The organism is Nocardia sp. BMG111209, from assembly GCF_000381925.1.
In the GTDB taxonomy this organism is placed as follows: domain Bacteria; phylum Actinomycetota; class Actinomycetes; order Mycobacteriales; family Mycobacteriaceae; genus Nocardia.
This window is the reverse complement of sequence record NZ_KB907308.1, coordinates 347,368-369,667: the sequence shown is the minus strand read 5'-3', so window position 1 is coordinate 369,667 and position 22,300 is coordinate 347,368. Positions and strand designations below refer to the sequence as shown.

Sequence of the window (22,300 nt, the reverse complement as noted above, 5' to 3'; positions counted from 1 at the left end):
GATCAGCCGACCTGCAGCCCGGCGGGGGCGGGCAGGCGTTCCAGGCGCACCGGCAGGCCGTCGGCGGGGGCCGGGCCGGTGGCGATCTCCAGCGGCACCTCGTACCCGTCGGGCACGCTCCACCGGTAGCGCAGCAACATCTGGTGCAGAACGGATTTCACCGTCATCCCGCCGAAGTACAGGCCGATGCACTTGTGCGCGCCGCCGCCGAAGGGGGCCCAGGCGAACCGATGTCGCGATGCGGCGTCGGCCTCGAATCGGCTCGGATCCCAGCGGTCGGGGTCCGGCCAGGGGCCGGAGCGGCGCATCATCGGATACGAGGAGGCCGCCACCAGCGTGCCGGCGGGCACATGGTGACCGTTGATCTCGGTGTCGCGCAACGCCTCCCGCATCTGCTGGCTCACCGGCGAGTACATCCGCAGGGTTTCCTTGAACGCCAGGTCCAGGCCCGGCAACCGGTCCAGATCCGGATAGCCGAGGTGTTCGGTACCCAGCGCCTGCGATTCGGCGCGCAACCGGTCCTGCCACTGCGGATCCCGGGCCAGGTGATAGGCCAGCATGGACAGCGCGATAGTGCTGGTGTCGTGCGCGGCCATCAGCACGAAGATCATGTGGTCGACGATGTCCGCGTCGGTGAAGGTGTGCCCCTCGACGCTGGCGCTGTGGCACAGCACGCTGAACAGGTCGGCGCCGTCGCCGGACCGCTTGCGCGGCAACTGGTCCCGGAAGAACTCCTGGAGAACCCGGCGGCCGCGCAGCCCGCGGGCCCAGATCCCGCCGGGCAGCGGCGCGCGGACCAGCGCCTGACCGCCGCGCACGGCGTCGATGAAGGCGCGCTCGAGCCGGTCGGCCTGTCCCGGAGCGAGATCCGCGCCGACGAACACCTCGGTGGCGGTCTCCAGCAGCATCTTCTTCGTGGCGTCGAACAGCCGGAAGTCGTCGCCCGGCCGCCAGGTCGAGAGTCGTTGCGTCACCGCGGGATTGATGATGTCCAGATAACCGATCAGCCGCGGCCGGGTGAAGGCCTGCTGCATGATCCGGCGGTGGTGCAGATGTTCCTCGAAGTCGCGCAACAGGATTCCGCCGTCGAAGAAGGCGCCGATCAGGAAGTCCCAGCCGCCCTTCGCGGAGAAGACCTTCTCGCGGTCGAGCAGCACCTGCTCCATCCCGGCCGGATCGCCGACCACCACGACCTCGCGGCCCAGCGCCCGGCACCAGAACAGCGGCCCGTAGCGGCGTTCGCGACCGCGGAAGAACCGCAGCGGATCGTCGAGCAGTTGCAGGCTGGCGCCCAGATAGGGGACGCCGCCGTCGCCGGGAACCGGGAGCAGTCCGCTGCCGGCCGGCGGCTCGGCCAGCGGGCGCGGCGCGGAGGGGTAGCGGCTGGTCAGTGCGGCGGCGCCGCTGCGAGCGATCCGGGCGGCATGTTTCCAGGTCGAGGCGTTCACGGCCGGGCCTCCTGATTCGTGGTCGGCCGGCGCGGCCGTCCGAATACCCCAGGGATGCAGCCGACACCGATGCGCGTGGTCACCGTCCATCTGACAGTGACCTCTGTCGAAAAAGTAGATCTGACAGGATTGTCTGTCAAGATGGGATCATGGCACGAGCGACACGGAACTACGGTGGCCTGAGCGCCGAGCAGCGCCGGACCGAGCGGCGTGCGCGGATTCTGGACGCCGGACTGGACGTCATCGGCCGCGACGGCATGTCCGCGATGACCATGACGGCGGTGTGCGGGGCGGCCGGGCTCACCGAGCGGTATTTCTACGAGAGTTTCGCCAACCTCGACGAATTGCGTCGCGCCGTCGTGGACGAACTGCTCGTCGAGGTCACGGGCGTGATCATGACCGCGCTGACCATCGAACCGCCGGAGCTGCGCTTGCGCTGCAAGGCCGCGGCGACGGCGATGTTCGACGTACTGGCCGCCGACGCGCGCAAGGCGCGGACCTTCCGCGAGGCCGGATCGCGCGAGGACCTGCAACAACTGCGCGACACGGTGCTGCAGGGCTTCGCCGCGGTACTGGCCGACCAGATGGTGGAGCTGGCCGGGCTCGACGATCCGGCGCTGCGGCCGTACCTGGTCGCGGCCACCAGCATGCTGGTCGGCGGCCTGGCCGAGAACGTCTCCGCCTACCTCGGCGGCAGCCTGGCGGTATCGCCCGAGGTGCTGCTCGACACCGCCGCCCAGCTGTGCGTCGACGCCGCGGCCGGGATCGGGCAGCGCTGACCCCGGCCGAATTCCGATACATCACCGACGAGGAGAAGTCATGCGGCTGATCGCCGATCACGAGGTGTGCGAAGGCCACGCGATGTGCCTGTCGCTGATTCCGGACCTGGTCACCCTGGACGCCGACGGGCGCGCGACGGTGACCGGCGAGGTGCCCGCGACGGCCGCGGCCGACGCGCGACTCGCCGTGGACAGTTGCCCCGTGCAGGCGTTGCGCTGGGCCGACGTGTGACCGCGCGCACTCGACTTGCGCCCCGGAACGGGTCGCTGTAACACTGATAGAAAGTTGGTTACATTCTTCCATCGAGGGGTGCTGGGCATGGCGGTATTCGACGCGACCGGGTTCGATGCCGGAATTCGGGAGGCCGTGCCGATGCCGGTCGACGACGAGTCACCCGCCGGTGAGTCGCCGCTGGGGCCGCGGACGCTGGTGTGGAAGTTCTACGGAGATGTGCGCGGCACCTTGGGTTTTCAGCGCGTCGCCGGTACCGAGAACTGCATCGAACAGCTCGGCAAGGCCGTCGAGGACCACTCCGTGGTGTTCACCGACACCCTCGGCCGCGCCCGCCGCAGCGCCAAGGCGATCATGCAGACGGTGTACTCCGAGACGCCGTACGACTGGGGCCGGAAGGTGCGCGACTTCCACCGCGATATCAAGGGCACCGTCGACAGTGACGGATCGCGCTACCACGCCCTGAATCCGGAGCTGTTCTATTGGGGCCACGCCACTTTCGTGGATCAGGTCATCTACACCACGGATACGTTCATCCGCCGGCTGTCCTACGCCGAGAAGGTGCAGATCTTCGAGGAGGGCAAGGCCTGGTATCGGCTCTACGGCGTCAGCAACCGCGGTGAGCCGCAGACCTACGAGGAATTCCTCGCCTACTGGGACGCGATGCTGGACCGCTTCGTGCCGACCCGGTCGGTCCGCTACGGCACCGGCTATCTGCGCCGGGGCCTGCCGCGGCCGCGGCAGATCCCGCAGCCGGTCTGGACCGTATTGTCCGCGCCGCTGAACGCCTTCCTGCGGCTCGTCATCGTCGGCACGCTGCCGCCGCAGATGCGCGCGGTATGCGATCTGGACTGGGACGACAAGCGGGAGAAGCGTTTCCAGCGGTTCGCTGCCGGGATGCGGGCTCTGAACCCGGTGTTCAACCGGCTGCCGGTGAACGTGCTGTACGTGAAGTGGGCGGCCGCGGCGTGGCAGCGCGCCGGAGTGGACCCGCGGCGAGAGTTCAACCGCGCGCAGTGAATCGGGGCGGGCTCGCTCAGCGCAGGGCCGCGCGGCCGCGGATCCGGCCGAGTACCAGCAACGTCACCAGCGTGACGGCCACCAGTACCGTGGTGTCGGCGGCGGCGTCGAACACGTCGCCGCGGTCGGTCGCGGCGAAGATGGTGACCGGCAACGTCTTCCAGGTGGCCGGGTACACCATCACGGTGGCGCCGAGCTCACCCATCGACAGCGCGATCGCCAGGCCCGCCGCCGCGCCCAGCGCGGGCAGCAGCAGCGGCAACGTGATCCGGGTCAGCACCCGGACCGGGCCCGCGCCCAGCGATTCGGCGGCCTGCCGATACGCCGGATCCAGCCGGTCCAGCGCCGCCGACACCCCGCTGTAGGAATAGGCGAGCACCAGCACGGTGTGCGCCACGATCACGATCCATTTGGTGCCGCCCAACAGGATCGGCTGCCGATTGAACACGATCAGCACACCGAGGCCGATCGCCACCGACGGCACCGCCACCGGCAGATGGAACACCGCGTCGGTGGTGCGCCGCAACCACTCCGGGGTCTCGCGCGCGGAGAGTGCGGCCCAGGTACCCAGCACCAGCGCCACCGCCCCGGCGAGCAACGCGGTCTGCAGGCTCACCGAGAGGCTCGCGGCCTCCTCACCCGACAGCGCGTGGCGAAAGTTGCCCAGCCCCAACTGCGACGGCAGCGGCCCGGTCCACCGGCCCGCGAGCGCGGCGGCCACCACGGTGGCGATCGGCGCCGCGAACACCACCAGGACGACCAGCGCGAACACCGCGAGGATCACCGCCCGGCCACGTCCGGTCCACACCAGCATGTTCAGACCTCCTGTGCCCGGCGGGTTCCGGTGAACCACGCGAACAGGAATCGGTATCCGACATAGAGCGTCAGCGACAGCAGTACCTGTACCGAGGCCAGGACCGCCGCGCCGGGCAGGTCGAAGGTGACGATGCCGCGGGTGTAGATCAGCGCGGGCAGCGTGATGACCCCTTTGGCGCCGGTGAACAGCACGATGCCGAACTCGTTGAGCGTCAACAGCAATACCAGGCTGCCGCCGGCGGCCAGCGCGGGCCACGCCTCCGGCAGCACCACCTGCCGCAGCACCCGCCACGGCGACCCGCCCAGGCTCGCGGCCACTTCCAGCTGCTCGCGCGGCAACTGCGCGAACGCCGCCAGCAGTGGACGCACCACGAACGGCGTGAAGTAGGTGACCTCGGCGAGTACCACACCCGTCGGAGTCGTCAGGAAATGTACTGCGGGGGAGTGGTTTCCGCCGAATTTCGCGAGCAGCGCGTTCAGCGCGCCGGCGGTGCCGTAGAGGAAGGTGAACGCCAGTGTGATCAGGAACGACGGCAGCGTGAGCACGGTATCGATCAACCGCCCCACCAGCGCCGAACCGGGAAACGGCACGAACGCCAGCACGACCGCCAGGAACGTACCCAGCACCAGGCACCCCGCCGTCGCGCAGGCCGCGATGGATACCGTGTGCCACAACGCGTCCCGGAACGAATGCGAGGCCAGCACCTGCGACCACACCGCCGTCCCGCGCCCGTCCGGGGTCACGGTCGATTCGGTGAGCACCCGCACGATCGGATAGACCGCGATCACGAGCACCACGATCAGCGGCGGCAGTGCCCACAGCACGGCCCGCCGGCTACCCCGCCGCGCAGAATCGCCCGTATCCCCCTCGCCGACTGCGGGTTCCAGCGAAGTCGACACGCTCATCGCCACCCCCGCAGACTGCTCGGGACCGCTCGGCCGACCACCGGACGCGACCCCGCGCCGCCCGTACGGCCGATGCCGACGACTGCCGCACGGCGGATGTCCGCAACCGCTGCATGGCCGACGCCCGCGCCCGCCGTACGGCCGATGTCCGCGACCGTCGCATGGTCGATGTCCGCGACCGCTGCACGGCCGATGTCCGCGACCGGTACCCGGCCCCCCTCATGGGCCGGGTACGCGGCCGCGGAGCAGGTGGCGCCGGGCGGCACCACCGGGTCCGGACTCGGCGAGTACCGGCCGCGAGGGGACCGCGGCCGGGTCGGGAGCGGACCGCGCGGGGCGAAAAAGCCCTCGTGGCAACGGGTCTCACCGCCGGGATCGGAACTCATGCCGCGTTCCCCACGGCGGCGGGGATGAGGACACCCGCCGGGTCGGGCAGTCGTACGCCGACCACGGTGCCGGGGGCGGTGTCGATCTGTCCGGGCAGGTCGGTGGTGAGGTCGACGGGCAGACCGTCGACGTCGAGCAGCAGCCGGGTGGTGGCGCCGCGCCAGACGCCGGAGATCACGGTGGCGCGCAACGCCTCCTGCTCACCGAGCGGGCACAGGCGTACCGTGTGCGGCCGGACGCACAGCATGCCGTCGTCGTCGGGTTTCCATTCCAGCTGGCCGACACCGGGTTTCGGCGCCTCGGCGCGTAGCGTGAGTTCGCCGACGGCGACGAAGGCCGCGGTGCCGGAGACGTGTTTCACCAGGCCCGGCAGCAGATTCGCGCCGCCGAGGAAGGCCGCGGTGAACGAACTGGGCGGGCGGCGCCACAGGTTCTCGGCGGTATCGACGTCGACCAGGCGGGAGTCGCGCATCACCGCGATCCGGTCGGCCAGCGCCAGCGCCTCGGCCTGATCGTGGGTGACGTACAGCATCGCGGTGTCCGGCAACGCCTTTCGCAACTGTTGCAATTCGGTGAGCATGCTCTGCCGCAGCTGGGCGTCCAGCGCGGCCAGCGGCTCGTCCAGCAGCAGCACCTTGGGGCGGATGGCCAGGGCGCGGGCGATCGCGACCCGCTGCTGTTGCCCGCCGGACAGTTCCCGCGGCAGCCGCCGCGCGTACTCGGTCATGCCGACCATCGCCAGCGCCTCGGTGACCCGCGCGCCGATCTCCTTGCGCGGCACCCGATGTGAGCGAAGGCCGAAGGCGACGTTGTCGTGCACCCGCATGTGCGGGAACAGCGCGTAGGACTGCACCACCACCCCGATGCCGCGTTCGGCGGGGGACCGGTCGGTGACGTCCCGCCCGGCCAGCCGGACCCGGCCGGTGGTGGGGCGGACGAATCCGGCGAGCGCCCGCAACGCGGTCGACTTGCCGGATCCGCTGGGGCCCAGGAGCGCAACCGTTTCCCCGGCCGCGACGCGAAGGGAGAACTCGGCCAGTGCGACGGTGACCTTGCGGCCCCGGCCGTAACTGACACCGACCCGATCGAACACGATCGCGGGGGTGTCGGTGGAATCGGCCGCCGCGGTGGCGGAGCCGGTCGCGGCGGTGACTGCCCTGGGCGTGGACATGGTTGCGCTCCTGTGTCTTCCGATCAGCTACCGGTGGCCTTCTGATACGCGGCGACGTCGCCGTCGAGATCGGTGAGGACCTTGGTCCAGTCCGGGTTGATCACCGTGACGTCCTTCACATAGCCCGCGGGGGAGATGGTGCCCGCCGGCGCCGGGGCGTCCTTCAGATCCTTGCGGACCGGCACCGCGACGGCGTCCGGGCCGAGGGTCTTCTGCACGTCGGCCGAGAGCAGGTACTCCATCAGCTTCTTCGCCGCGTCCTTGTGCGGTGCGCCCTTGGCCATACCCATCACGTAGGGCACCGCCACGGTGGAGTGCTTGCCGTCGGCGGTGGCCGGGAAGAACACGTTGAACTTCGCGCCCTTGTCCTTGATCTGCTGCAGGTTCATCTGCACATCGCCGTTGGCGATCAGCAGTTCGCCGTTGTCGACCTTGGGCTGCAACTTGCCGGTCGAGGAGGACGGGCCGACGTTGTTGGGCTGCAATTTGGCCAGATAGTCCAGCGCGCCCTGCTTGCCGTACAGCTGCTGCAGCAGCACCAGCACCGCGGTGCCGTCACCGGCCTGGCCGGGGGTCGAGTACTGCACCTTGCCCTTGTAGTCGGGCTTCAGCAGATCGTCCCAGGTCAGCTTGTCGGAGTTGGCGACTCGCGGGTTGGCGATGAAGCAGAGATAGTTCCCGGCCAGGGTCACGTACTTGCCGCCCGGATCCTTGTCGGCATCGGCGACGACGCCGGTGTCCACGCCACTGTCCTGCAGCAGGCCGGATTTCGCGGCCTTCTGGATGAACGGCGGGAGGGTGACGACGATATCGGCCTGCGGGTTGGACTGTTCCTTGTCCACCCGGTTGACCACCTCGCCGGAGCCGGCCTCCACCTCGTTCACCGAAATGCCGGTCTGGTCCTTGAATTTCGCGAACTGGGTCTTGTACCAGTCGCCCAGGCCGTCGGCCGAGTAGACGGTGACGGTCTTGTCGCCGCCGGAGCTCGAGCCGGTGCCGCCGCAGGCGGCCGCGGCGACCGCGACCGCCGTCGCCGAGGCCAGGACCAGTGCGGTGCGTACCAGTCGTTGAGTCGAAATGCGCACGATGACTGCAACTTTCGTATCGTTCGGAACGTGAGTGGGAGGGACGGGGGACATCGGGAGCGGGTTCAGGCGAGCACCAGCTCGGCGAATTCGGCGACCGAGGGCACCACATGGGTCGCGCCGGCCGCCCGCAACTGCTGCTCGGTGTGCGCGCCGGTGCGGGCGCCGGCGACGATCCGGGCGCCGGCGGCCAGGCCGGTGCCGATATCGCTGGCGGTATCGCCCAGTACGGCAACCCGATCCACCGCATCGATGCGCAACCGCAGCACCGCGGTCAGCACCAGGTCGGGGTGGGGGCGGCCGCGGCCGGCGTCGGCGGGGGACAGCGTCAGATCGGCCAGTTCGCGCCAGCCCACCGCGTCCAGCAGCCGGTCCCGGGTGCGCGGGCTGAACCCGGTGGTGAGCGCCACCTTCACCCCGGCGGTGCGCAGTCGCGTGATCGCCTCCGCCGCACCGGGAATCGGCCGCGCGGCGGCGGCGAACTCCTCGTAGGCGGTCTCGAACGCCAGGTTGGCCCGCTGTGCCCGATCGTCGTCGCCGAGCAGCGCGCGGAACACGCTGATCTTGGACTGCCCCATGGTCTCGGTCACGTACCGGTCGGCGGCTTCGCGCTCGGGCCCGGTGGCGGGGATGCCCGCGGCGTCGGCGGCGGCCGCGAAGGCCCGCAGCACCAAGCCGTCGTCGGCGATCGTGGTGCCTGCCATGTCCAGCACCGCGAGCTGGATCCGATTCTCGGACAACGGTTCTCCCTTCACAGTCCGAGCAGGTCGGCGGTTTCCTCGCCGAGTGCGGGGCCGAGGGTCATCCCGCGGCCGCCGGGGCCGGTGATCACCCAGGTGTGGTCGTCGGCGCGAGCGCGGGTGACCAGGGCGGCGGGGTCGATGCTCTGGCTGTAGACGCCGGCCCAGCGCCGCACCACCTGTGGCAGCTTGCGGCCCAGCAGTTCCTCCGCGACCGCGGTGAGATGTTCGTACGGCGCCTCGTCCACGTCGAAGGCGAACGGCTCGTCGTATTCGTGGGTGTCGCCGAGGGTGAGCCCGCCGTGCAGCCGTTGGACGCAGAGCAGCTGCATCCGGTGCCGGGCCGCGGTGAACGGTTGCGCCTCTTCGCGATTCAGCCGGTCCAGGTCCGGGCCGGCGAAGGCGGGGTAGTAGCGGAAGCTGTCGCCGTCCGCGACGGCGGTGGGCAGCGGCTCGCCCAGCGGCGCGGTCTGCATCATCTGCAACCGCACCCGGCGCACCGGGAGGTCGCCGACCAGTTCTCGGGTCAGCCCGCCGTGCGCCGCACCCGGGCAGACCAGCACCAGATCCGCGTCGAAGCGGCGGCCGCGGTCGTCGGTGACGGTGCCGCCGCCGACCCCGCGCGCCTCCGCGCCGGCGTGGAAGGTGTAGCGGCCCGTGGCCGTCAGATAGGCGCGCAGCGCGGGCAGGGCCTGACGGGACTCGACCGCGGCGTCGGCCGAACAGTACAGTCCGGCAAGGTATTTGCCGCGCAGTGCGGGATTGTGTGTGCGCACCCGGTCGGGGTCGAGCAGTTCGAAGCCGCGGGCGGCGGCATCCGGTGCGGCGGCGGCCGCCTCGGCCACGGCGAGTTCGGCATCGGTGCGTACCAGCGTGATCGAGCCGCTCGGGCGGAATCCGACGCCGGGCACCTGTCCGCCGATCTCCTCCCACAGCTGCCGGGAGCGGAGGGTGAGCTCCAGTTCGGCGGCGCTGCGGCCGGACACCCAGACCAGGCCGAAGTTGCGGACCGTGGCGCCCCGGGCCTCGACCTCGCGCTCGAGCTGGACGACCTCGTGGCCGCGGCGGATCGCGGCCAGGGCGTGCGCGGTGCCGAGAATGCCACCTCCGATGACTACCAAACGCATGCCCAGAATCATGGGCAATGGTCTAGACCGTTGAGTGTGGCCCGTGGAAACGCCGGGTAAATAATTGGTATAGACCAATAATTGGTAGGCTGTCCGCCATGGACGCGATGCAGGTGGCCGACACCGGACACCGGGTGCCCAAGACGTACCGGGTGCGTACCGAGATCGAGGCCATCCTCGGCGAACTGGCCGAGGGCGATCCGGTGCCGTCGGAGCGCGACCTCGCCGCCCGCTTCGAGGTGGCCCGCGAGACGGTCCGGCAGGCGCTGCGAGAACTGTTGGTGGCGGGCCGGATTCGCCGGCAGGGCCGGGGCACCGTGGTCTCGCGGCCGAAGATGCTGCAACCCCTGTCGCTGCGCTCCTACACCGAGGCCGCGCTCGGTCACGGCCGGATTCCGGGCCGCCTGCTGGTGTCCTGGGACGACGTCCCCGCCGACGCCGACACCGGCGCCGCGCTCGGCCTCGCCCCCGGCAGTCCCGTCATGCATCTGGAGCGGATCCTGCTCGCCGACGGGGAGCGGATCGGCCTGGAGAGCACCTTCCTGCGCCTCGACCGATTCGGCGGTCTGCGCACCGACTACGACCCCACGACCTCCCTGTACGCCGCCATGCACGCCGCCGGCGTGACCTTCGCCGCCGCCACCGAACGCCTCGAGACGGTGCTCGCCACCCCGCGCGAGGCCGCCCTGCTGGAATGCACCACCGCCCTGCCGATGTTGTTGCTGCACCGGCACACCACCGACAGCGCCGGCGCCCCCCTCGAGCGGGTCCGCTCCCTCTACCGCGGCGACCGCATCGCCTTCGAGGCGGTCCTGCGCGAATAGGTCACTGCCGCTGCGGGATCGGCGAATCCAGCTCGAAAACGAAAGTGGCGCCGCATATCTCGATCTCGTCGCCGTGGTCGAGCAGTTCCGTCGCGCCGCGCGGCAGATCGGCGCCGCGCACCCGGGTCAGGTTGAGCGAGCCGCGATCCCGGATCACCGGCCCGACCCGGGAGAACAGGATCTCCGCGTGATACCGGCTGACGTCCTCGCTGCCCAGCACCAGATCGTTGTCGGGGGCCCGCCCGATCCGCAGCCCCCGCGGCCCGACCGGGAAGACCGCCCCGTCCGGTAGCCGCCGCATCCGCCCGCGGCGCGCTCCCGCGGGCGCCGTCCCGATCGTGGTGCGCAACCCCGGCACCGCCGCCGGCCCGGCCGTCCCCGCCCGCACCCGCCGCTCCAGTTCGACGACCGCGGCCCCCGGCTCGACCCCCAGTTCCGCCGCGAACATCTCGCGCATGCGCCGGCAGCTCTCCAGCGCCGCCGCGGTCCGCCCGCTCGCCGCCTGTGCGAGAATCAGTCGCGACCAATGCTGTTCGGCATACGGATCCTCCCGCAACAGCACCTGGAGATCGGCCACCACCTCCGCGCACCGCCCGGTGGCCAGCCGCGAATCGACCAGCGCCGACCGAGTCTCGTTGCGCGAGTCCCCCAGCACCCGCGCGAGCCCGTCGAAATAACCGATCCCCCGCACGCTCGCGAACGCCTCTCCCCGCCACTGCGCCAGCGCGGCAGCGAACGCCTCCGCCGCCCGCTCGTGCGCCGCACCCGCCGCCGCATCCTGCCCCGTCCGGCGCAGCGCGTCGAAACGACCGATGTCACAACCGTTCTCGGCCACCGCGAGCACATATCCGGGCGGCACGGTCCGCAACACCTCACCCCGATCCGCCCCCGCCGCACCCAGTGCCCGCCGTAACTTCGACACCAGCACATGCAGATTCGCGTTGCCCGCATCGGGCGGAGCGCCGTCCCAGACGGCATCGGCGAGCGCGTCCGCCGCCACCACCGCGCGCCGATCCACGAGCAACCGCGCGATCACCGCCTGCCGTCGCGGCCCGCCGACCGCGACCGCCGTTCCCCCGACCGACACCCCCACCGGCCCCAACACCGAAACATCCACCACCGGCATCGGCCGCTCGACACCCATACCATCAGAATGCCACCGCCGAACGCCGAATCATCCGCGGGTGCCGCACCGGATCAGAGTGGGGCGGGAGTCCACCACTGGTCGGCGATATCGGTGCCCGGGTGCGAACCCCACTGGAGGTCGATGACCACCCAGGCGCGTGCGGGATCGTCGAATTCGATGGTGGCCCAGCCGAGGTTGCCGCCGGAGTAGTACCCGGTCCGGATCCGGCCGGTCCCCGACGGGCGTGACCACGGTTGTTCCACGACGGACGCGTCGTGCAGGTTGGTCTGGAAGGTGCTGTCGCGCCGGGGATCTCCGCGGCGGAACGACCACACGGTCCATTCCAGTCCGTTGTCCTGCTTGCACTCGACGGCCGGCGCGCTTCCGTTGTTCAGCACGTCGGTGTCGCTGCACTGTGCCCCCTGATAGCCCGGCAGATCCGGTGCGGTGGGCAGCAATCCGGGGAACAGGGCCACCAGATCGTTGTCCCGCCCCCAGGCGGTCACTGCCGGGCGGGTGCTCGTGGCCGGAGCGGTCGTCGTGGTGACGGCGGGGGACGGCGTGGGCGTGGGGGTGGTGGTGGCGATCGGGTGTTCCGTCCGGCCGGGGAGCAGGGTCGCGGTCGCGATCGCCGCGGCGACCACCACGACGATCGCCGCCGCACCGGCTACCCAGAGGTTCCGGCGGGCGGCTGGGCGCTCGGGGATGGGGCCGGATGGTGACCGAAACGGTTCGACGGGCATTGATCCGCCGGGTGGCGGCCACCCTCGGCCGGGTGTGCTCGGTGCCGGCGGCCGGTGCGGAAACGATGTGCCCGCAACGGGTCCCGGCGGTACGGGAGTATCGATCCGCGAGGGAACGGCGGTGGCGCCGTAGGGTGGAATTACGTTCTGCCCGTACGGGTTCGGGCCCGTGGGTGGTCGGGCCGGGATCGTGTCCAGCGCCTGCCGGGCCGCCGATGCGAGGGCGGCGCAGGTGTCGTAGCGGTCGGCGGGATCCTTGGCCAGGGCGGTCGCGATCACCGTGTCGAATGCCTCGGGTAATCCGGGACGGGTCCGGGACGGTTGCGGCGGTGGGTCGTTGAGGTGGGCGCGTACCGTGTCCGCCGCCGACGCTCGCGCGAACGGGACGGTGCCGGTGAGCATCTCGTAGAAGGTGCAGCCCAGTGAATAGATGTCGGCCCGATGGTCGACCGCATCGCCGAGCAGTTGTTCCGGGGCCGCGTACGCCAGTGTGGCGACCAGGGTTCCGGACGCGGTGAGCGAGGTGAGGTCGCCGGAGCGGGCGATCCCGAAATCGGTGACCACGAGATGGTCGGCGCCGCCGTCGGAACCGACCAGCAGATTGGCGGGCTTCACATCCCGATGGACCAGGCCGTGGCGATGCGCCGCGTCGAGTCCGGCCGCGGCGCCGGCCAGGAGCGCCACGGCCCGCGGCGGCGGCAGGGGGCCCTGCGCGACGAGCCGTGCCACATCCGGGCCCGCGACGTATCGCAGTGCGATCCACGGTGTCCCGTCGGCCTCACCCCGGTCGTAGATCTCGATGACGTTCGGATGGTCGATCCGGGCCGCCAGGTCGGCCTCGCGCTCGAAGCGCTCGCGGAATCCGGAGTCCGCGCGGTGCAACACCTTCAGGGCGACCGAGCGCGGCAATCGGGGATGCCGCGCCAGATAGACCGTCCCGCTGCCGCCCGCGCCGAGCACCCGCTCGATCCGATATCCGGCGACCACCCGGCCCGAGGTGGGTTCCGGTGCCCCGGAACCCGCTCGCTGCGTGGCATTCTGGTCATTCACGTCCGGCGACTCCCTCGGCATACCCACCGATTCTCGCGCGGAACGCGGGCGGGCGTCGAGTCACCACCCGAATCGGCTGTGCCGGACCGCGGATCAGAACGCGGAGCCGGTGGGTGGCAGCTGTGGCCGGGTGCCGGGCCGCCGGCGGGCGTGGTGCCCACCGGCGGCCCGGCCGTGCCGCGCGGATCAGGCGTAGGTGAACACGATCCCGTCGACGGTTCCGCCCGGGGTGGTGACGGTGACCAGCGCCGGGCCGACGGCCCCGACGGGGGTGACCGCCGTGATCTGGGTCGCGGAATTCACGGTGAACGAGGCCGCCGGTGCGGCACCGAAATTCACCGCGGTCGCGCCGGTCAGGCCGGTCCCGGTCAGTGTGACCGTGGTCCCCCCGGCCGCCGGCCCCGTGCTGGGCGTGATCGAGGTCAGCGTGGGAATCGCGACGTAGGTGAACGCGACTCCGTTGCTGGTGCCACCCCCGGTGGTGACCGTGACCAACACCGTTCCGGCCGCTCCGGCGGGAGCGATCGCCGTGATCAGGGTGGGCGAGTCGACCGCGAACGAAGCCGCCGGTGTGGCACCGAAATTCACCGCCGTGGCGCCGGTCAGGCCGGTTCCGGTCAGCACGACGACCGTCCCGCCGGTCACCGGTCCCACATTCGGGACCGCCGTGATCAGGGTGGGTACCGCGGCATAGGTGAAGGCGACGCCGTTACCGGTACCACCCACCGTGGTGACGGTGACCAGAACCGTGCCCGCGACCCCGGCGGGGGTGACCGCCGTGATCTGGGTCGCCGAGTCGACGGTGAACGAAGCCGCCGGTGTGGCACCGAAACTCACTGCGGTCGCGCCGGTCAGGGCCGTCCCGGTCAGTACCACCGTCGTTCCGCCCGAGACCGGGCCGGTGGACGGGCTGATCGCGGTCAGGGTGGGAATCGCGGTGTAGGTGAACGGGACTCCGTTGCTGGTGCCACCCCCGGTGGTGACCGTGACCGATACCGTCCCGGCGGCCCCGGCGGGTGCGATCGCGGTGATCTGGGTCGCCGAGTCCACCAGGAACGAGGTCGCCGGTGTGGCACCGAAATTCACCGAGGTGGCCCCGGTCAGACCCGTCCCGGTCAGGGTCACCGTGGTTCCGCCGATCACCGGTCCCGCGGTGGGGGTGACGGTGGTCAGGGTGGGGACCACCACGTAGGTGAAGACGACACTGTTGCTGGTGCCGCCCGCGGTGGTGACCGTGACCGGTACCGTGCCCGCCGCGCCCGCCGGGGTGACGGCGGTGATCTGGGTGGCCGAGTTCACGGTGAACGAGGCCGCGGGTGTGGCTCCGAACGTGACCGCGGTGGCGCCGGTGAGGCCGGTTCCGGTGAGGACCACGGTGGTTCCGCCGGTGACCGGTCCCGCGGGGGGTGCGACGGTGACGAGGGTGGGAATCGCGGCGTAGGTGAACGGGATCCCGTTGCTCGTGCCGCCCGCGGTGGTGACGGTGACCGGTACCGTACCGGCGATCCCGGCGGCTGTGACCGCCGTGATCTGGGTCGCGGAATTCACGGTGAAGGAGGCCGCGGGTGTGGCTCCGAAGGCGACCGCGGTGGCGCCGGTGAGGCCGGTTCCGGTGAGGACCACCGTGGTTCCGCCGGTGACCGGTCCCGAGTTGGGCGCGACTGCGGTCAGGGTGGGAACCGCGATGTAGGTGAACGGGACTCCGTTACTGGTGCCACCGGCGGTGGTGACGGTGACCGACACCGTTCCCGCCGCGCCCGCGGGTGCGACGGCGGTGATCTGGGTAGGGGAGTCGACGGTGAACGACGTCGCGGGCGTGCCACCGAAACTCACCGCGGTCGCGCCGGTCAGGGCCGTCCCGGTCAGGACGACGGTGGTTCCGCCGGTGACCGGTCCCGTCTGCGGCGCGATGGCGATCAGCGTGGGAATCGCGGTGTAGGTGAACGGGACTCCGTTGCTCGTGCCCCCCGGCGTGGTGACGGTGACCAGGACGGTCCCGACCGACCCCGCGGGTGCGACGGCGGTGATCTGGGTGGGGGAGTCGACGGTGAACGAAGCCGCCGGTGCGGCACCGAAATTCACCGCGGTCGCGCCGGTCAGGGCAGTGCCGGTCAGGGTGACCGTGATGCCGCCCGCCAGCGGCCCCGCGGCGGGGGTGACGGCGGTGAGGGTGGGAACCGCGAAGTAGGTGAACGGAATTCCGTTGCTGGTGCCACCGGCGGTGGTGACGGTGACCGGCACCGAACCGGCCACTCCGGCCGGGGATACGGCGGTGATCCGGGTGGGGGAGTTGACCGTGAACGAGGCCGCCGGTGTCGCACCGAAATTCACCGCCGTCGCACCCGTCAACGCTGTCCCGGTGAGGATTACGGTCGTGCCACCGGTCACGGGCCCGTCGTTCGGGACCACGGTCGTCAGGGTCGGCACCGCGACGAAGGTGTAGCCGACGGGATTGCTGGTGCCGCCGGGAGTGGTGACGGTGACCGGCACGGTGCCCGCCGTACCGGCGGGCGTCACGGCCGTGATCTGCGTCGCGGAGTTGACCGTGAACGAAGTTGCCGGTGTCCCACCGAAATTCACCGCGGTCGCACCCGTCAGGGCCGTCCCGGTGAGCACGACCGTCGTACCGCCGGTCACGGGCCCGGAACGGGGAGCGATCCGGGTCAGGACGGGAGCCGCGACGTAGGTGTAGGGAACGCTGTTGCTGATCCCCGTGAGGCCGATGACGGTGACCTGCACGGTACCCGGCAGGCCCGGCGGGGCGATGGCCGTGATCTGCGTGGCGGAATTGACGATGGAAATCGCCGGGAGAATACCGAACTGCACCGAGAGAGTTCCGATGAACCCGGTACCGGTGATCGTGACACCGGTACCTCCCGCCGCGGGCCCGGAGGTCGGTGAGAGAGATGTGATGGTAGGCATTGGTGCTGGCTCCTCGTGCTGATGTGACAGTGATTACGTGCTGCCGGTCGTCCGGCGTGTCAGCGGGCCCGCTGCTTCCAGTAACGCTCCGAGATCGGTGGCCCGGCAATATGTCTGCCGGTTCGCTTTCGTTCGTTTTCGACTTCGCTGTTCGGCGGTACGCTCGATCGGCCCGGCGGTAATGTGAAAACGAACGAAAACGGATCGGGGACACGTTGCCCCGTAAAAGGTGTGCAGGGGTTAATGGATCGATCGGGACACCGGTCGGCCGGGCGACCGGCCGAGGCAGGGGAAATCATCGGTGGCTCGTCCGGGCTGTGGTCTGTCGGTCCGGTCGCGTCGCCGTGGCGGTGGGTGGCGGGATAAGGAGGTCTTTCGATGGCTACCGTGCTGAGGATGCTGCTGGCGGAACGGCATCTCACGAACCATTCGGATTTTCTGGCTGCCTACGACAGATGCGCCGCGCAACTCGACCCGCCGGTACCGCCCGGGTACGGTCCGGCCAAGACGCAGTTCTACCAGTGGTTTTCGGGCCGGATGGTGGGACTGCCCCGCGACTACCACTGCCGGGTACTGGTCAGGATGTTTCCCGGCTGGACGGTCGAGCGATTGTTTCAGACGGCAGATGCCGCGACGATTACCGCACGGGTGCGTGCGTCGGGTGTGCCCGCGCCGGACATCGAGCTCGGGGAATTTCTCGGGGCCGAAGTGATCACCAGCGGGATTACGCTCGTGTACCCGACCGTCGAGCTACCGCTCGAGTCCGCGCACACATTCAGGGCGGCCGAGTCATCGCATCGGTGGGGGTTCTCGCGGAAGTCGCGCGCATTCGCGGCCGATCGCCACTCGGATGTGCTGACGGCCCTGCCGGAGCCGGAAACTCGCGGATTGTTCGACGTGTTCACCGCGTTTCAGCGCTGCACCGGAATTCCGATCGATATTCGCAGCGACCGGTATGTCGCCGCGCACAGCGATCGCCCTTATCTCAGCTTCGGGCTGCTGGGCAACGACTGCGCACAAAGGTATGTCGAAGATGCCGATCGTCCACTGTTCGCGGTCAACGTCGGCGCCGAGGGCAGTTCCCGTTCCGCGGAGGTGGAATTGGCGGACGGTAGCCGGTACACCGCGAACGGCGACCACGATATCGGCGTCATCGCGCGGGTGCGACCGAGCCCGGATCTGCACCCCGACCGGTACTGGATGTTCTGTGCGGGCCTGGGGCCCCGCGGTACCGCCGGGACGAGCCGGTATCTGGCCGGCTCCTGGGCTCCGCTCCAGCAGCGGGTCGGCGATCGCGAGTTCGTCGCGGTGGTCGGGGTCGGCACAGGCTCCGATGATACGGTCCACTTGGAATACCTGTTGACCGAATCGGAATCTTGAACGCGGCCTTCGGATGTGCCGCGGCGGCCCGGACTACAGCGGTGCGGCCCGCCACCAGTTGTCGTACACGTCCTGGCCGCCGGTGCCGCCGGAGGCGCCGACGATGCAGAAGTTGCGGCCCGGATCGTCGAAAGCGACGTAGAGCAGGCCGTATCCGGCGGTCGAATCGCTGGTCCAGCGCACCGAACCGGTGCCCGACGGCCGGGTCCAGCGTTCCTCGTGAATATTGCCGACGCCGTAGGTATCCGGCGAATAGGTGATCGGCCGCTTGCCGGGATCGCAGTGGATGTTCACGTAGAAGCCGCTCGACGACGGCGGCTGGCACTGCAACCAGGTGCCCCGGTCGTCGTTCAACGCGCACCGGATGCCCTGGTATCCGCTGCCTTCCGGATCTGCGGGCAGCAGACCCGGCAGCGCGCCGACGATATACGCGGCCGCACCCCACGCCGCGGCCGCCGAGGTCGTCGTCGCGGCCGAGGACACCGGCGCCGCGGTGCCGGAGGTGGCCGGTTCCACAGTGGTCGTGATCGCCACGGGCCGACCGGGTTCCGAGCCGCCGGATCGGGTCACCACCACCGCCGTGACCGCCGCGACGACCAGCGCCGCCGCGCCGATCGCCCAATACCGCAGCGCGCGAGCGGAACTCGGCTGCGGTCCGGCCACAACCGGTGTGCCGCCGGTCCATCGGCCCCCGGGCGGATAGGCGTCTCCCGCTGTGCCACCGGGCATTCCGACAGGTGCGCGGCCCGGGCCGGTCGACGGCGGCGGGCCCGGTCCGAAGGCCGGTGCGCCGGGCCGTGTCTCCCGAGGCGGCGCGGAACCGGCCGCCGGGTCACCGGCCATCCCGGGCACTTCGTTCCCCGGCTGCGCCGGTGCCGACCCGGCCTCGAACGCCGCCGTCGCCGCGGCCGCCAGCGACCCGCAGTCGGCGTAGCGGTCACCGGGCTGTTTGGCCAGCGCGCGGATCAGCACCGCGTCGAGTTGCCGTGGCAGAGCCGGATTCGCCGCCGATGCGGCGGGCGGCGGCTCGGTCAGATGTGCGGCCATCGCCGCGATCGGCGAGCGCCGGACGAAAGGTGGTGCGCCGGTGAGCATCTCGAACAGCGAGCAGCCCAGTGAGTACACGTCGGTGCGGGCGTCGAGTGCGTTGCCGCTCAACTGCTCCGGTGAGGCATAGGCGAAGGTGGCCAGCACCGAACCGGTACTGGTCACGGTGTTCGCGTCGACGGACCGGGCGATGCCGAAATCGGTGATGCGGACCGTATCCGTACCGTCCGCGTCGGTCGCGACGAGGATGTTGGCGGGCTTCACATCCCGATGCAGCAGGCCCGCCCGATGCGCGGCGTCGAGTCCCCGCGCCGCCTCGGTCACGATGTGCAGCGCGCGGCGCGGTGGCAGCGCCGCCGGGCCGCGGCGCACCAGTTCGGCCGCGTCGACGCCGTCGACGTAGCGCATCGCGATCCACAGCAGATCGCCCTCGGCGCCGCGGTCGTAGATCGAGACCACATTCGAATGGTCCACGCGCGCGGCGAGTTCCGCCTCGCGCAGGAATCGGGAGCGGAATTCCCGGTCCCGGCCGAGCACCGGGTCGAGGACCTTCACCGCGTCCCGGCGCGGCAGCCGCGGATGTTCGGCCAGATAGACCACGCCCATGCCGCCGGCCCCGATCCGGCGCACGACGCGATATCCGGCGAACAGTTCACCGGGCCGCAACTCCGACGGATCCGCCGCGGCGGCCCGCCCGCCGGTGGACGAGGATCCGGTCTGCTGCGGATCCGGTTGCGGCCCGGCGGAATTCACTGGAGTTCGAACTCGTTCTGGGACAGTCGCAGGAAGTGGTCGCCCGCACTGCAATACATGTAGTCGGTGGTGCTGTAGCACTCGACCGCGCCGACGCCGGTGGTGGTGCCGTACGGCAGCACCGGCAGGTTCGGATCCAGCGCGGTGTCACCGGCACAGCTGAATCGCGCTGCGGCCGTGACCGACATCGTCACCGCGTGCCCGTACCCGCTGACCCCGCAGCCACCGGCCGGTCGCGGCGGCAGCGTGAACCGATAGTCGCGGATGTCGCAGCGCACAGAGGTCCCGTCGCTGATCTGGCAGGCGATATTGCCCGACGGCGCCTGGAACCAGTCGTAGGAGTACTGCGGCCCACCGGGATGCGCGTCCGCTGTCCCGGCGAACCCGATCGCCGCCGTCACCATCGCCGCGGCAGCTGCCGCCAGTGCCGTGAACTTCCCCGTCATGATCATGCCTTTCCCTCGGTTGCGCACATCATGTCGCGCAACCCTTTCCGGGAACTTACCGGCGACTTGCCGAGCGGGGTCGGGAATCGCGTTGCGACGTCACCGCAGCAGCGGCGCCACCTTGCTGCCGAGCAGGTCGATCGTGTGCAGCACCTTGTCGTGCGGCAGCGTGCCGACGCTGGGATGCAGCATGAACCGGTCCAGGCCGAGCGTGTCGCGGATGTCCGCGATCTTCTCGGCGACCTGGTCGGGATTGCCGAGGAACAGCGATCCGCCGGGCCCGCGCATCCCGTCGAACTGCGCGGGCGTCATCGGACTCCACCCCCGTTCCCGGCCCAGCCCGCTCATCGCCGCCGCATACGGTGCGTAGAAGTCGGCGACCGCCTGTTCCTCGGTGTCGGCGACGTATCCGTGCGCGTGGACCGCGATCGGCTGCGGCCCGTGCCCGCCCTGCTCGAGGGCGCGGTGGTACAGATCCACCAACGGCCGGAACCGGGCCGGCTGCCCACCGATGATCGCGATCGCCAGCGGCAGGCCCAGCAGGCCCGCGCGCGCCACGGACTCCGGACTGCCGCCGACGGCGATCCAGACGGGCAGCGGCCGGTCGGTGCGCGGGTAGACGACCGCGTCCTGCAGGGGCGCCCGGAACTGCCCGGACCAGGTCACCGGCTCGTCCGCGCGCAACCGCAGCAGCAGCGCCAGTTTCTCGTCGAACAGCGCGTCGTAGTCGCCGAGGTCGAAACCGAACAACGGGAACGACTCGACGAACGACCCGCGCCCGGCCATGAGCTCGGCGCGGCCGCTGGACAGCAGGTCCAGGGTGGCGAACTGCTGATACAACCGGACCGGGTCGTCGGAGCTCAGCACGCTGACCGCGCTGGTCAGCTGGATGCGTTCGGTGCGCCCGGCGATCGTCGCGAGCACCATCGCGGGCGCCGAGGCCGCGAAATCCGCCCGATGATGTTCGCCGACGCCGTAGACGTCGAGTCCGGCCTGTTCGGCCGCGACCGCCTCGGCCACCACCTCGCGCAACCGTTCGCCCGCATTCGGCGCGGGCCGATCACCGACGGCATGCCGTTCGGCGAAGGTGGTCAGTCCCAGTTCCATGTGCTCGCCTCGATCCGATCGTGAACCAGCTCGTATCGTCCCACAAAACGGACCGCGGTCCGAATTTGTTCCGCCCGCTCGGAGAGGCGCCGAGTACCGTCACGCGGGTCGTTCAGCTCGGCTTCACCGACAGCGCAGCCGATCTGACCGATCGCAACCCTCGAACCGGGGCTCGCCCGGACCTACCCTGACCGGGAACCCCCGAACCGGAAATCAGGTGAAGTGATATGACAACCGTTGTGAGCCAAGAGGTTTCGTCGGACACGGCGATCACGGTGCTCCCGCAGGCCGGATACATCGGTGCGGAGATCGCCGGTGTCGATCTGTCCGCGGAACTCTCCGATGCCGTCGTGGCGGAGATCCGGCAGGCCCTGCTCACCTGGAAGGTGGTCTTCTTCCGCGACCAGATCATCGGCCACGCCGAGCAGATCGCCTTCGCGCGCCGATTCGGCAAGGTCACCCCGGCGCATCCGTACGAGGAGAACCCGCCGGCGGGGTTCCCGGAGATCCTGCCGATCGACAGCCGCCGCTACGACGTGCAGTACGGCCGCAAGCGCACCTCGTACGACAGCAGCTGGCACACCGATGTCACCGCGCTGGTGAATCCGCCCGCCTTCTCCATCCTGCGGGCCGACATCCTGCCCACCCACGGCGGTGACACCGCGTGGACCAATCTGGTTGCGGCGTACGAGAATCTGCCCGAGCCGGTCCGGGCCTTCGTGGACGGGCTCGATGCCGAGCACACCTTCGAAAGCCGTGCGGCGCAGGGCAGTTCGCGTGCCGAGACGATCGCGCGCAAGCCGCTGCGCACCTTCCACCCGGTGGTGCGGGTGCATCCGGAGACCGGTGAGCGGGCACTGTACGTCAGCCCGGGATTCACTCGCTCCGCCAAGAACATTCGCGGCCTCGGCCCGCGCCTGAGCGGACACGTGCTCGACGCGCTGTGGGAGGAGGCCACCCGCACCGAGTACACGGTCCGATTCCGCTGGCAGCCGGGCAGTGTCGCGTTCTGGGACAACCGGGCCACCTCGCACCTCGCGATCCCGGACGCCGGGCATCTCGGCCAGGACCGCGTGCTCTACCGGGTCACGATCGAGGGCGATGTGCCGCGGGGCGTCGACGGCCGTTCGTCGGAATCGGTTCAGGGCGACGCGTTCCACGGTTCCTGAGGGCAGCGACGGGGCCGGCCCC

At 70.5% G+C, this 22,300-nt stretch carries 19 protein-coding genes; 6 read left to right on the top strand and 13 right to left on the bottom strand.

Annotation, left to right across the window (positions count from 1 at the left end; genetic code table 11):
- Positions 1 to 2: 2 nt before the first annotated feature.
- Positions 3 to 1,538, bottom strand: coding sequence for a cytochrome P450 (locus tag G361_RS0125215; protein ID WP_019929894.1), 1,536 nt, complete (start codon positions 1,536 to 1,538; stop codon positions 3 to 5).
- A 59-nt stretch (positions 1,539 to 1,597) separates the two neighbouring features.
- On the opposite strand from G361_RS0125215, the gene G361_RS44850 reads away from it, so the two are divergent.
- The 3 genes from G361_RS44850 (at position 1,598) to G361_RS0125200 (ending at position 3,479) form a co-directional block, all read left to right on the top strand.
- Entirely contained in the window at positions 1,598 to 2,227 is a 630-nt protein-coding gene (locus tag G361_RS44850) for a TetR/AcrR family transcriptional regulator (RefSeq protein WP_019929893.1), read from the top strand.
- A 40-nt stretch (positions 2,228 to 2,267) separates the two neighbouring features.
- The gene (locus G361_RS0125205) at positions 2,268 to 2,459 is read left to right on the top strand and encodes a ferredoxin (protein ID WP_019929892.1); all 192 of its coding nucleotides are present in this window, start codon (positions 2,268 to 2,270) and stop codon (positions 2,457 to 2,459) included.
- Between the two features lie 87 nt (positions 2,460 to 2,546).
- Positions 2,547 to 3,479 carry an oxygenase MpaB family protein gene (locus G361_RS0125200; protein ID WP_019929891.1) on the top strand — a complete coding sequence of 311 codons (933 nt, stop codon included), beginning with the start codon at positions 2,547 to 2,549 and terminating at the stop codon, positions 3,477 to 3,479.
- A 16-nt stretch (positions 3,480 to 3,495) separates the two neighbouring features.
- On the opposite strand, the gene G361_RS0125195 is transcribed toward G361_RS0125200, so the two are convergent.
- From G361_RS0125195 to G361_RS0125165, 6 genes are all read right to left on the bottom strand, one after another.
- Complete coding sequence (locus G361_RS0125195; protein WP_019929890.1) at positions 3,496 to 4,293, bottom strand: ABC transporter permease; 798 nt, start codon at positions 4,291 to 4,293, stop codon at positions 3,496 to 3,498.
- Positions 4,294 to 4,295: 2 nt separating this feature from the next.
- Complete coding sequence (locus tag G361_RS0125190) at positions 4,296 to 5,201, bottom strand: 2-aminoethylphosphonate ABC transporter permease subunit (protein WP_026343484.1); 906 nt, start codon at positions 5,199 to 5,201, stop codon at positions 4,296 to 4,298.
- A 382-nt stretch (positions 5,202 to 5,583) separates the two neighbouring features.
- Complete coding sequence (locus G361_RS0125180; RefSeq protein ID WP_019929887.1) at positions 5,584 to 6,759, bottom strand: ABC transporter ATP-binding protein; 1,176 nt, start codon at positions 6,757 to 6,759, stop codon at positions 5,584 to 5,586.
- A gap of 23 nt (positions 6,760 to 6,782) precedes the next feature.
- Positions 6,783 to 7,838, bottom strand: a complete 1,056-nt coding sequence (locus G361_RS0125175) for a 2-aminoethylphosphonate ABC transporter substrate-binding protein (protein ID WP_036495733.1) — start codon at positions 7,836 to 7,838, stop codon at positions 6,783 to 6,785.
- Between the two features lie 71 nt (positions 7,839 to 7,909).
- Positions 7,910 to 8,584 carry a phosphonatase-like hydrolase gene (locus tag G361_RS0125170; RefSeq protein WP_026343483.1) on the bottom strand — a complete coding sequence of 225 codons (675 nt, stop codon included), beginning with the start codon at positions 8,582 to 8,584 and terminating at the stop codon, positions 7,910 to 7,912.
- Positions 8,585 to 8,595: 11 nt separating this feature from the next.
- Complete coding sequence (locus tag G361_RS0125165) at positions 8,596 to 9,711, bottom strand: TIGR03364 family FAD-dependent oxidoreductase (protein WP_026343482.1); 1,116 nt, start codon at positions 9,709 to 9,711, stop codon at positions 8,596 to 8,598.
- 98 nt (positions 9,712 to 9,809) lie between these two features.
- Here G361_RS0125165 and G361_RS0125160 point away from each other — a divergent pair, with 98 nt between their 5' ends.
- The gene (locus G361_RS0125160; protein WP_019929883.1) at positions 9,810 to 10,535 is read left to right on the top strand and encodes a GntR family transcriptional regulator; all 726 of its coding nucleotides are present in this window, start codon (positions 9,810 to 9,812) and stop codon (positions 10,533 to 10,535) included.
- Between the two features lies 1 nt (position 10,536).
- Here G361_RS0125160 and G361_RS51650 read toward each other — a convergent pair whose 3' ends face one another.
- From G361_RS51650 to G361_RS44840, 3 genes are all read right to left on the bottom strand, one after another.
- Positions 10,537 to 11,679: a BTAD domain-containing putative transcriptional regulator gene (locus G361_RS51650; protein ID WP_019929882.1), complete on the bottom strand. Its 1,143-nt coding sequence runs from the start codon at positions 11,677 to 11,679 to the stop codon at positions 10,537 to 10,539.
- Between the two features lie 53 nt (positions 11,680 to 11,732).
- Positions 11,733 to 13,454 carry a serine/threonine-protein kinase gene (locus G361_RS0125150; protein ID WP_019929881.1) on the bottom strand — a complete coding sequence of 574 codons (1,722 nt, stop codon included), beginning with the start codon at positions 13,452 to 13,454 and terminating at the stop codon, positions 11,733 to 11,735.
- A gap of 186 nt (positions 13,455 to 13,640) precedes the next feature.
- Positions 13,641 to 16,376 carry an S-layer family protein gene (locus G361_RS44840; protein ID WP_081635572.1) on the bottom strand — a complete coding sequence of 912 codons (2,736 nt, stop codon included), beginning with the start codon at positions 16,374 to 16,376 and terminating at the stop codon, positions 13,641 to 13,643.
- A 378-nt stretch (positions 16,377 to 16,754) separates the two neighbouring features.
- Here G361_RS44840 and G361_RS0125140 point away from each other — a divergent pair, with 378 nt between their 5' ends.
- Complete coding sequence (locus G361_RS0125140) at positions 16,755 to 17,756, top strand: hypothetical protein (RefSeq protein WP_155981773.1); 1,002 nt, start codon at positions 16,755 to 16,757, stop codon at positions 17,754 to 17,756.
- A gap of 33 nt (positions 17,757 to 17,789) precedes the next feature.
- Here the strand turns inward: G361_RS0125140 and G361_RS0125135 are convergent, their stop codons facing one another.
- The 3 genes from G361_RS0125135 to G361_RS0125125 all read right to left on the bottom strand — a co-directional run bounded on the left by G361_RS0125135 (position 17,790) and on the right by G361_RS0125125 (position 21,109).
- Positions 17,790 to 19,556, bottom strand: coding sequence for a serine/threonine-protein kinase (locus tag G361_RS0125135; protein ID WP_019929878.1), 1,767 nt, complete (start codon positions 19,554 to 19,556; stop codon positions 17,790 to 17,792).
- Positions 19,553 to 20,002, bottom strand: a complete 450-nt coding sequence (locus G361_RS44835) for a hypothetical protein (RefSeq protein ID WP_155981772.1) — start codon at positions 20,000 to 20,002, stop codon at positions 19,553 to 19,555. The genes G361_RS0125135 and G361_RS44835 overlap by 4 nt, the downstream gene beginning before the upstream one ends.
- Before the next feature lie 99 nt (positions 20,003 to 20,101).
- Positions 20,102 to 21,109, bottom strand: coding sequence for an LLM class flavin-dependent oxidoreductase (locus tag G361_RS0125125; protein ID WP_019929876.1), 1,008 nt, complete (start codon positions 21,107 to 21,109; stop codon positions 20,102 to 20,104).
- Between the two features lie 227 nt (positions 21,110 to 21,336).
- Between G361_RS0125125 and G361_RS0125120 the strand changes: the two genes are divergently transcribed.
- Positions 21,337 to 22,278, top strand: coding sequence for a TauD/TfdA family dioxygenase (locus G361_RS0125120; protein ID WP_036495512.1), 942 nt, complete (start codon positions 21,337 to 21,339; stop codon positions 22,276 to 22,278).
- Positions 22,279 to 22,300 lie beyond the last annotated feature (22 nt).

What these genes read in the sequence shown, in the direction of transcription:
- G361_RS51650 (WP_019929882.1), bottom strand. Translation starts at nt 11,679, where the DNA reads ATGGGTGTCGAGCGGCCGATGCCGGTGGTGGATGTTTCGGTGTTGGGG.
- G361_RS44835 (WP_155981772.1), bottom strand. Translation starts at nt 20,002, where the DNA reads ATGACGGGGAAGTTCACGGCACTGGCGGCAGCTGCCGCGGCGATGGTG.
- G361_RS0125190 (WP_026343484.1), bottom strand. Translation starts at nt 5,201, where the DNA reads ATGAGCGTGTCGACTTCGCTGGAACCCGCAGTCGGCGAGGGGGATACG.
- G361_RS0125200 (WP_019929891.1), top strand. Translation starts at nt 2,547, where the DNA reads ATGGCGGTATTCGACGCGACCGGGTTCGATGCCGGAATTCGGGAGGCC.
- G361_RS0125165 (WP_026343482.1), bottom strand. Translation starts at nt 9,711, where the DNA reads ATGCGTTTGGTAGTCATCGGAGGTGGCATTCTCGGCACCGCGCACGCC.
- G361_RS44840 (WP_081635572.1), bottom strand. Translation starts at nt 16,376, where the DNA reads ATGCCTACCATCACATCTCTCTCACCGACCTCCGGGCCCGCGGCGGGA.
- G361_RS44850 (WP_019929893.1), top strand. Translation starts at nt 1,598, where the DNA reads ATGGCACGAGCGACACGGAACTACGGTGGCCTGAGCGCCGAGCAGCGC.
- G361_RS0125195 (WP_019929890.1), bottom strand. Translation starts at nt 4,293, where the DNA reads ATGCTGGTGTGGACCGGACGTGGCCGGGCGGTGATCCTCGCGGTGTTC.
- G361_RS0125140 (WP_155981773.1), top strand. Translation starts at nt 16,755, where the DNA reads ATGGCTACCGTGCTGAGGATGCTGCTGGCGGAACGGCATCTCACGAAC.
- G361_RS0125205 (WP_019929892.1), top strand. Translation starts at nt 2,268, where the DNA reads ATGCGGCTGATCGCCGATCACGAGGTGTGCGAAGGCCACGCGATGTGC.
- G361_RS0125125 (WP_019929876.1), bottom strand. Translation starts at nt 21,109, where the DNA reads ATGGAACTGGGACTGACCACCTTCGCCGAACGGCATGCCGTCGGTGAT.
- G361_RS0125120 (WP_036495512.1), top strand. Translation starts at nt 21,337, where the DNA reads ATGACAACCGTTGTGAGCCAAGAGGTTTCGTCGGACACGGCGATCACG.
- G361_RS0125215 (WP_019929894.1), bottom strand. Translation starts at nt 1,538, where the DNA reads ATGGACGGTGACCACGCGCATCGGTGTCGGCTGCATCCCTGGGGTATT.
- G361_RS0125160 (WP_019929883.1), top strand. Translation starts at nt 9,810, where the DNA reads ATGGACGCGATGCAGGTGGCCGACACCGGACACCGGGTGCCCAAGACG.
- G361_RS0125180 (WP_019929887.1), bottom strand. Translation starts at nt 6,759, where the DNA reads ATGTCCACGCCCAGGGCAGTCACCGCCGCGACCGGCTCCGCCACCGCG.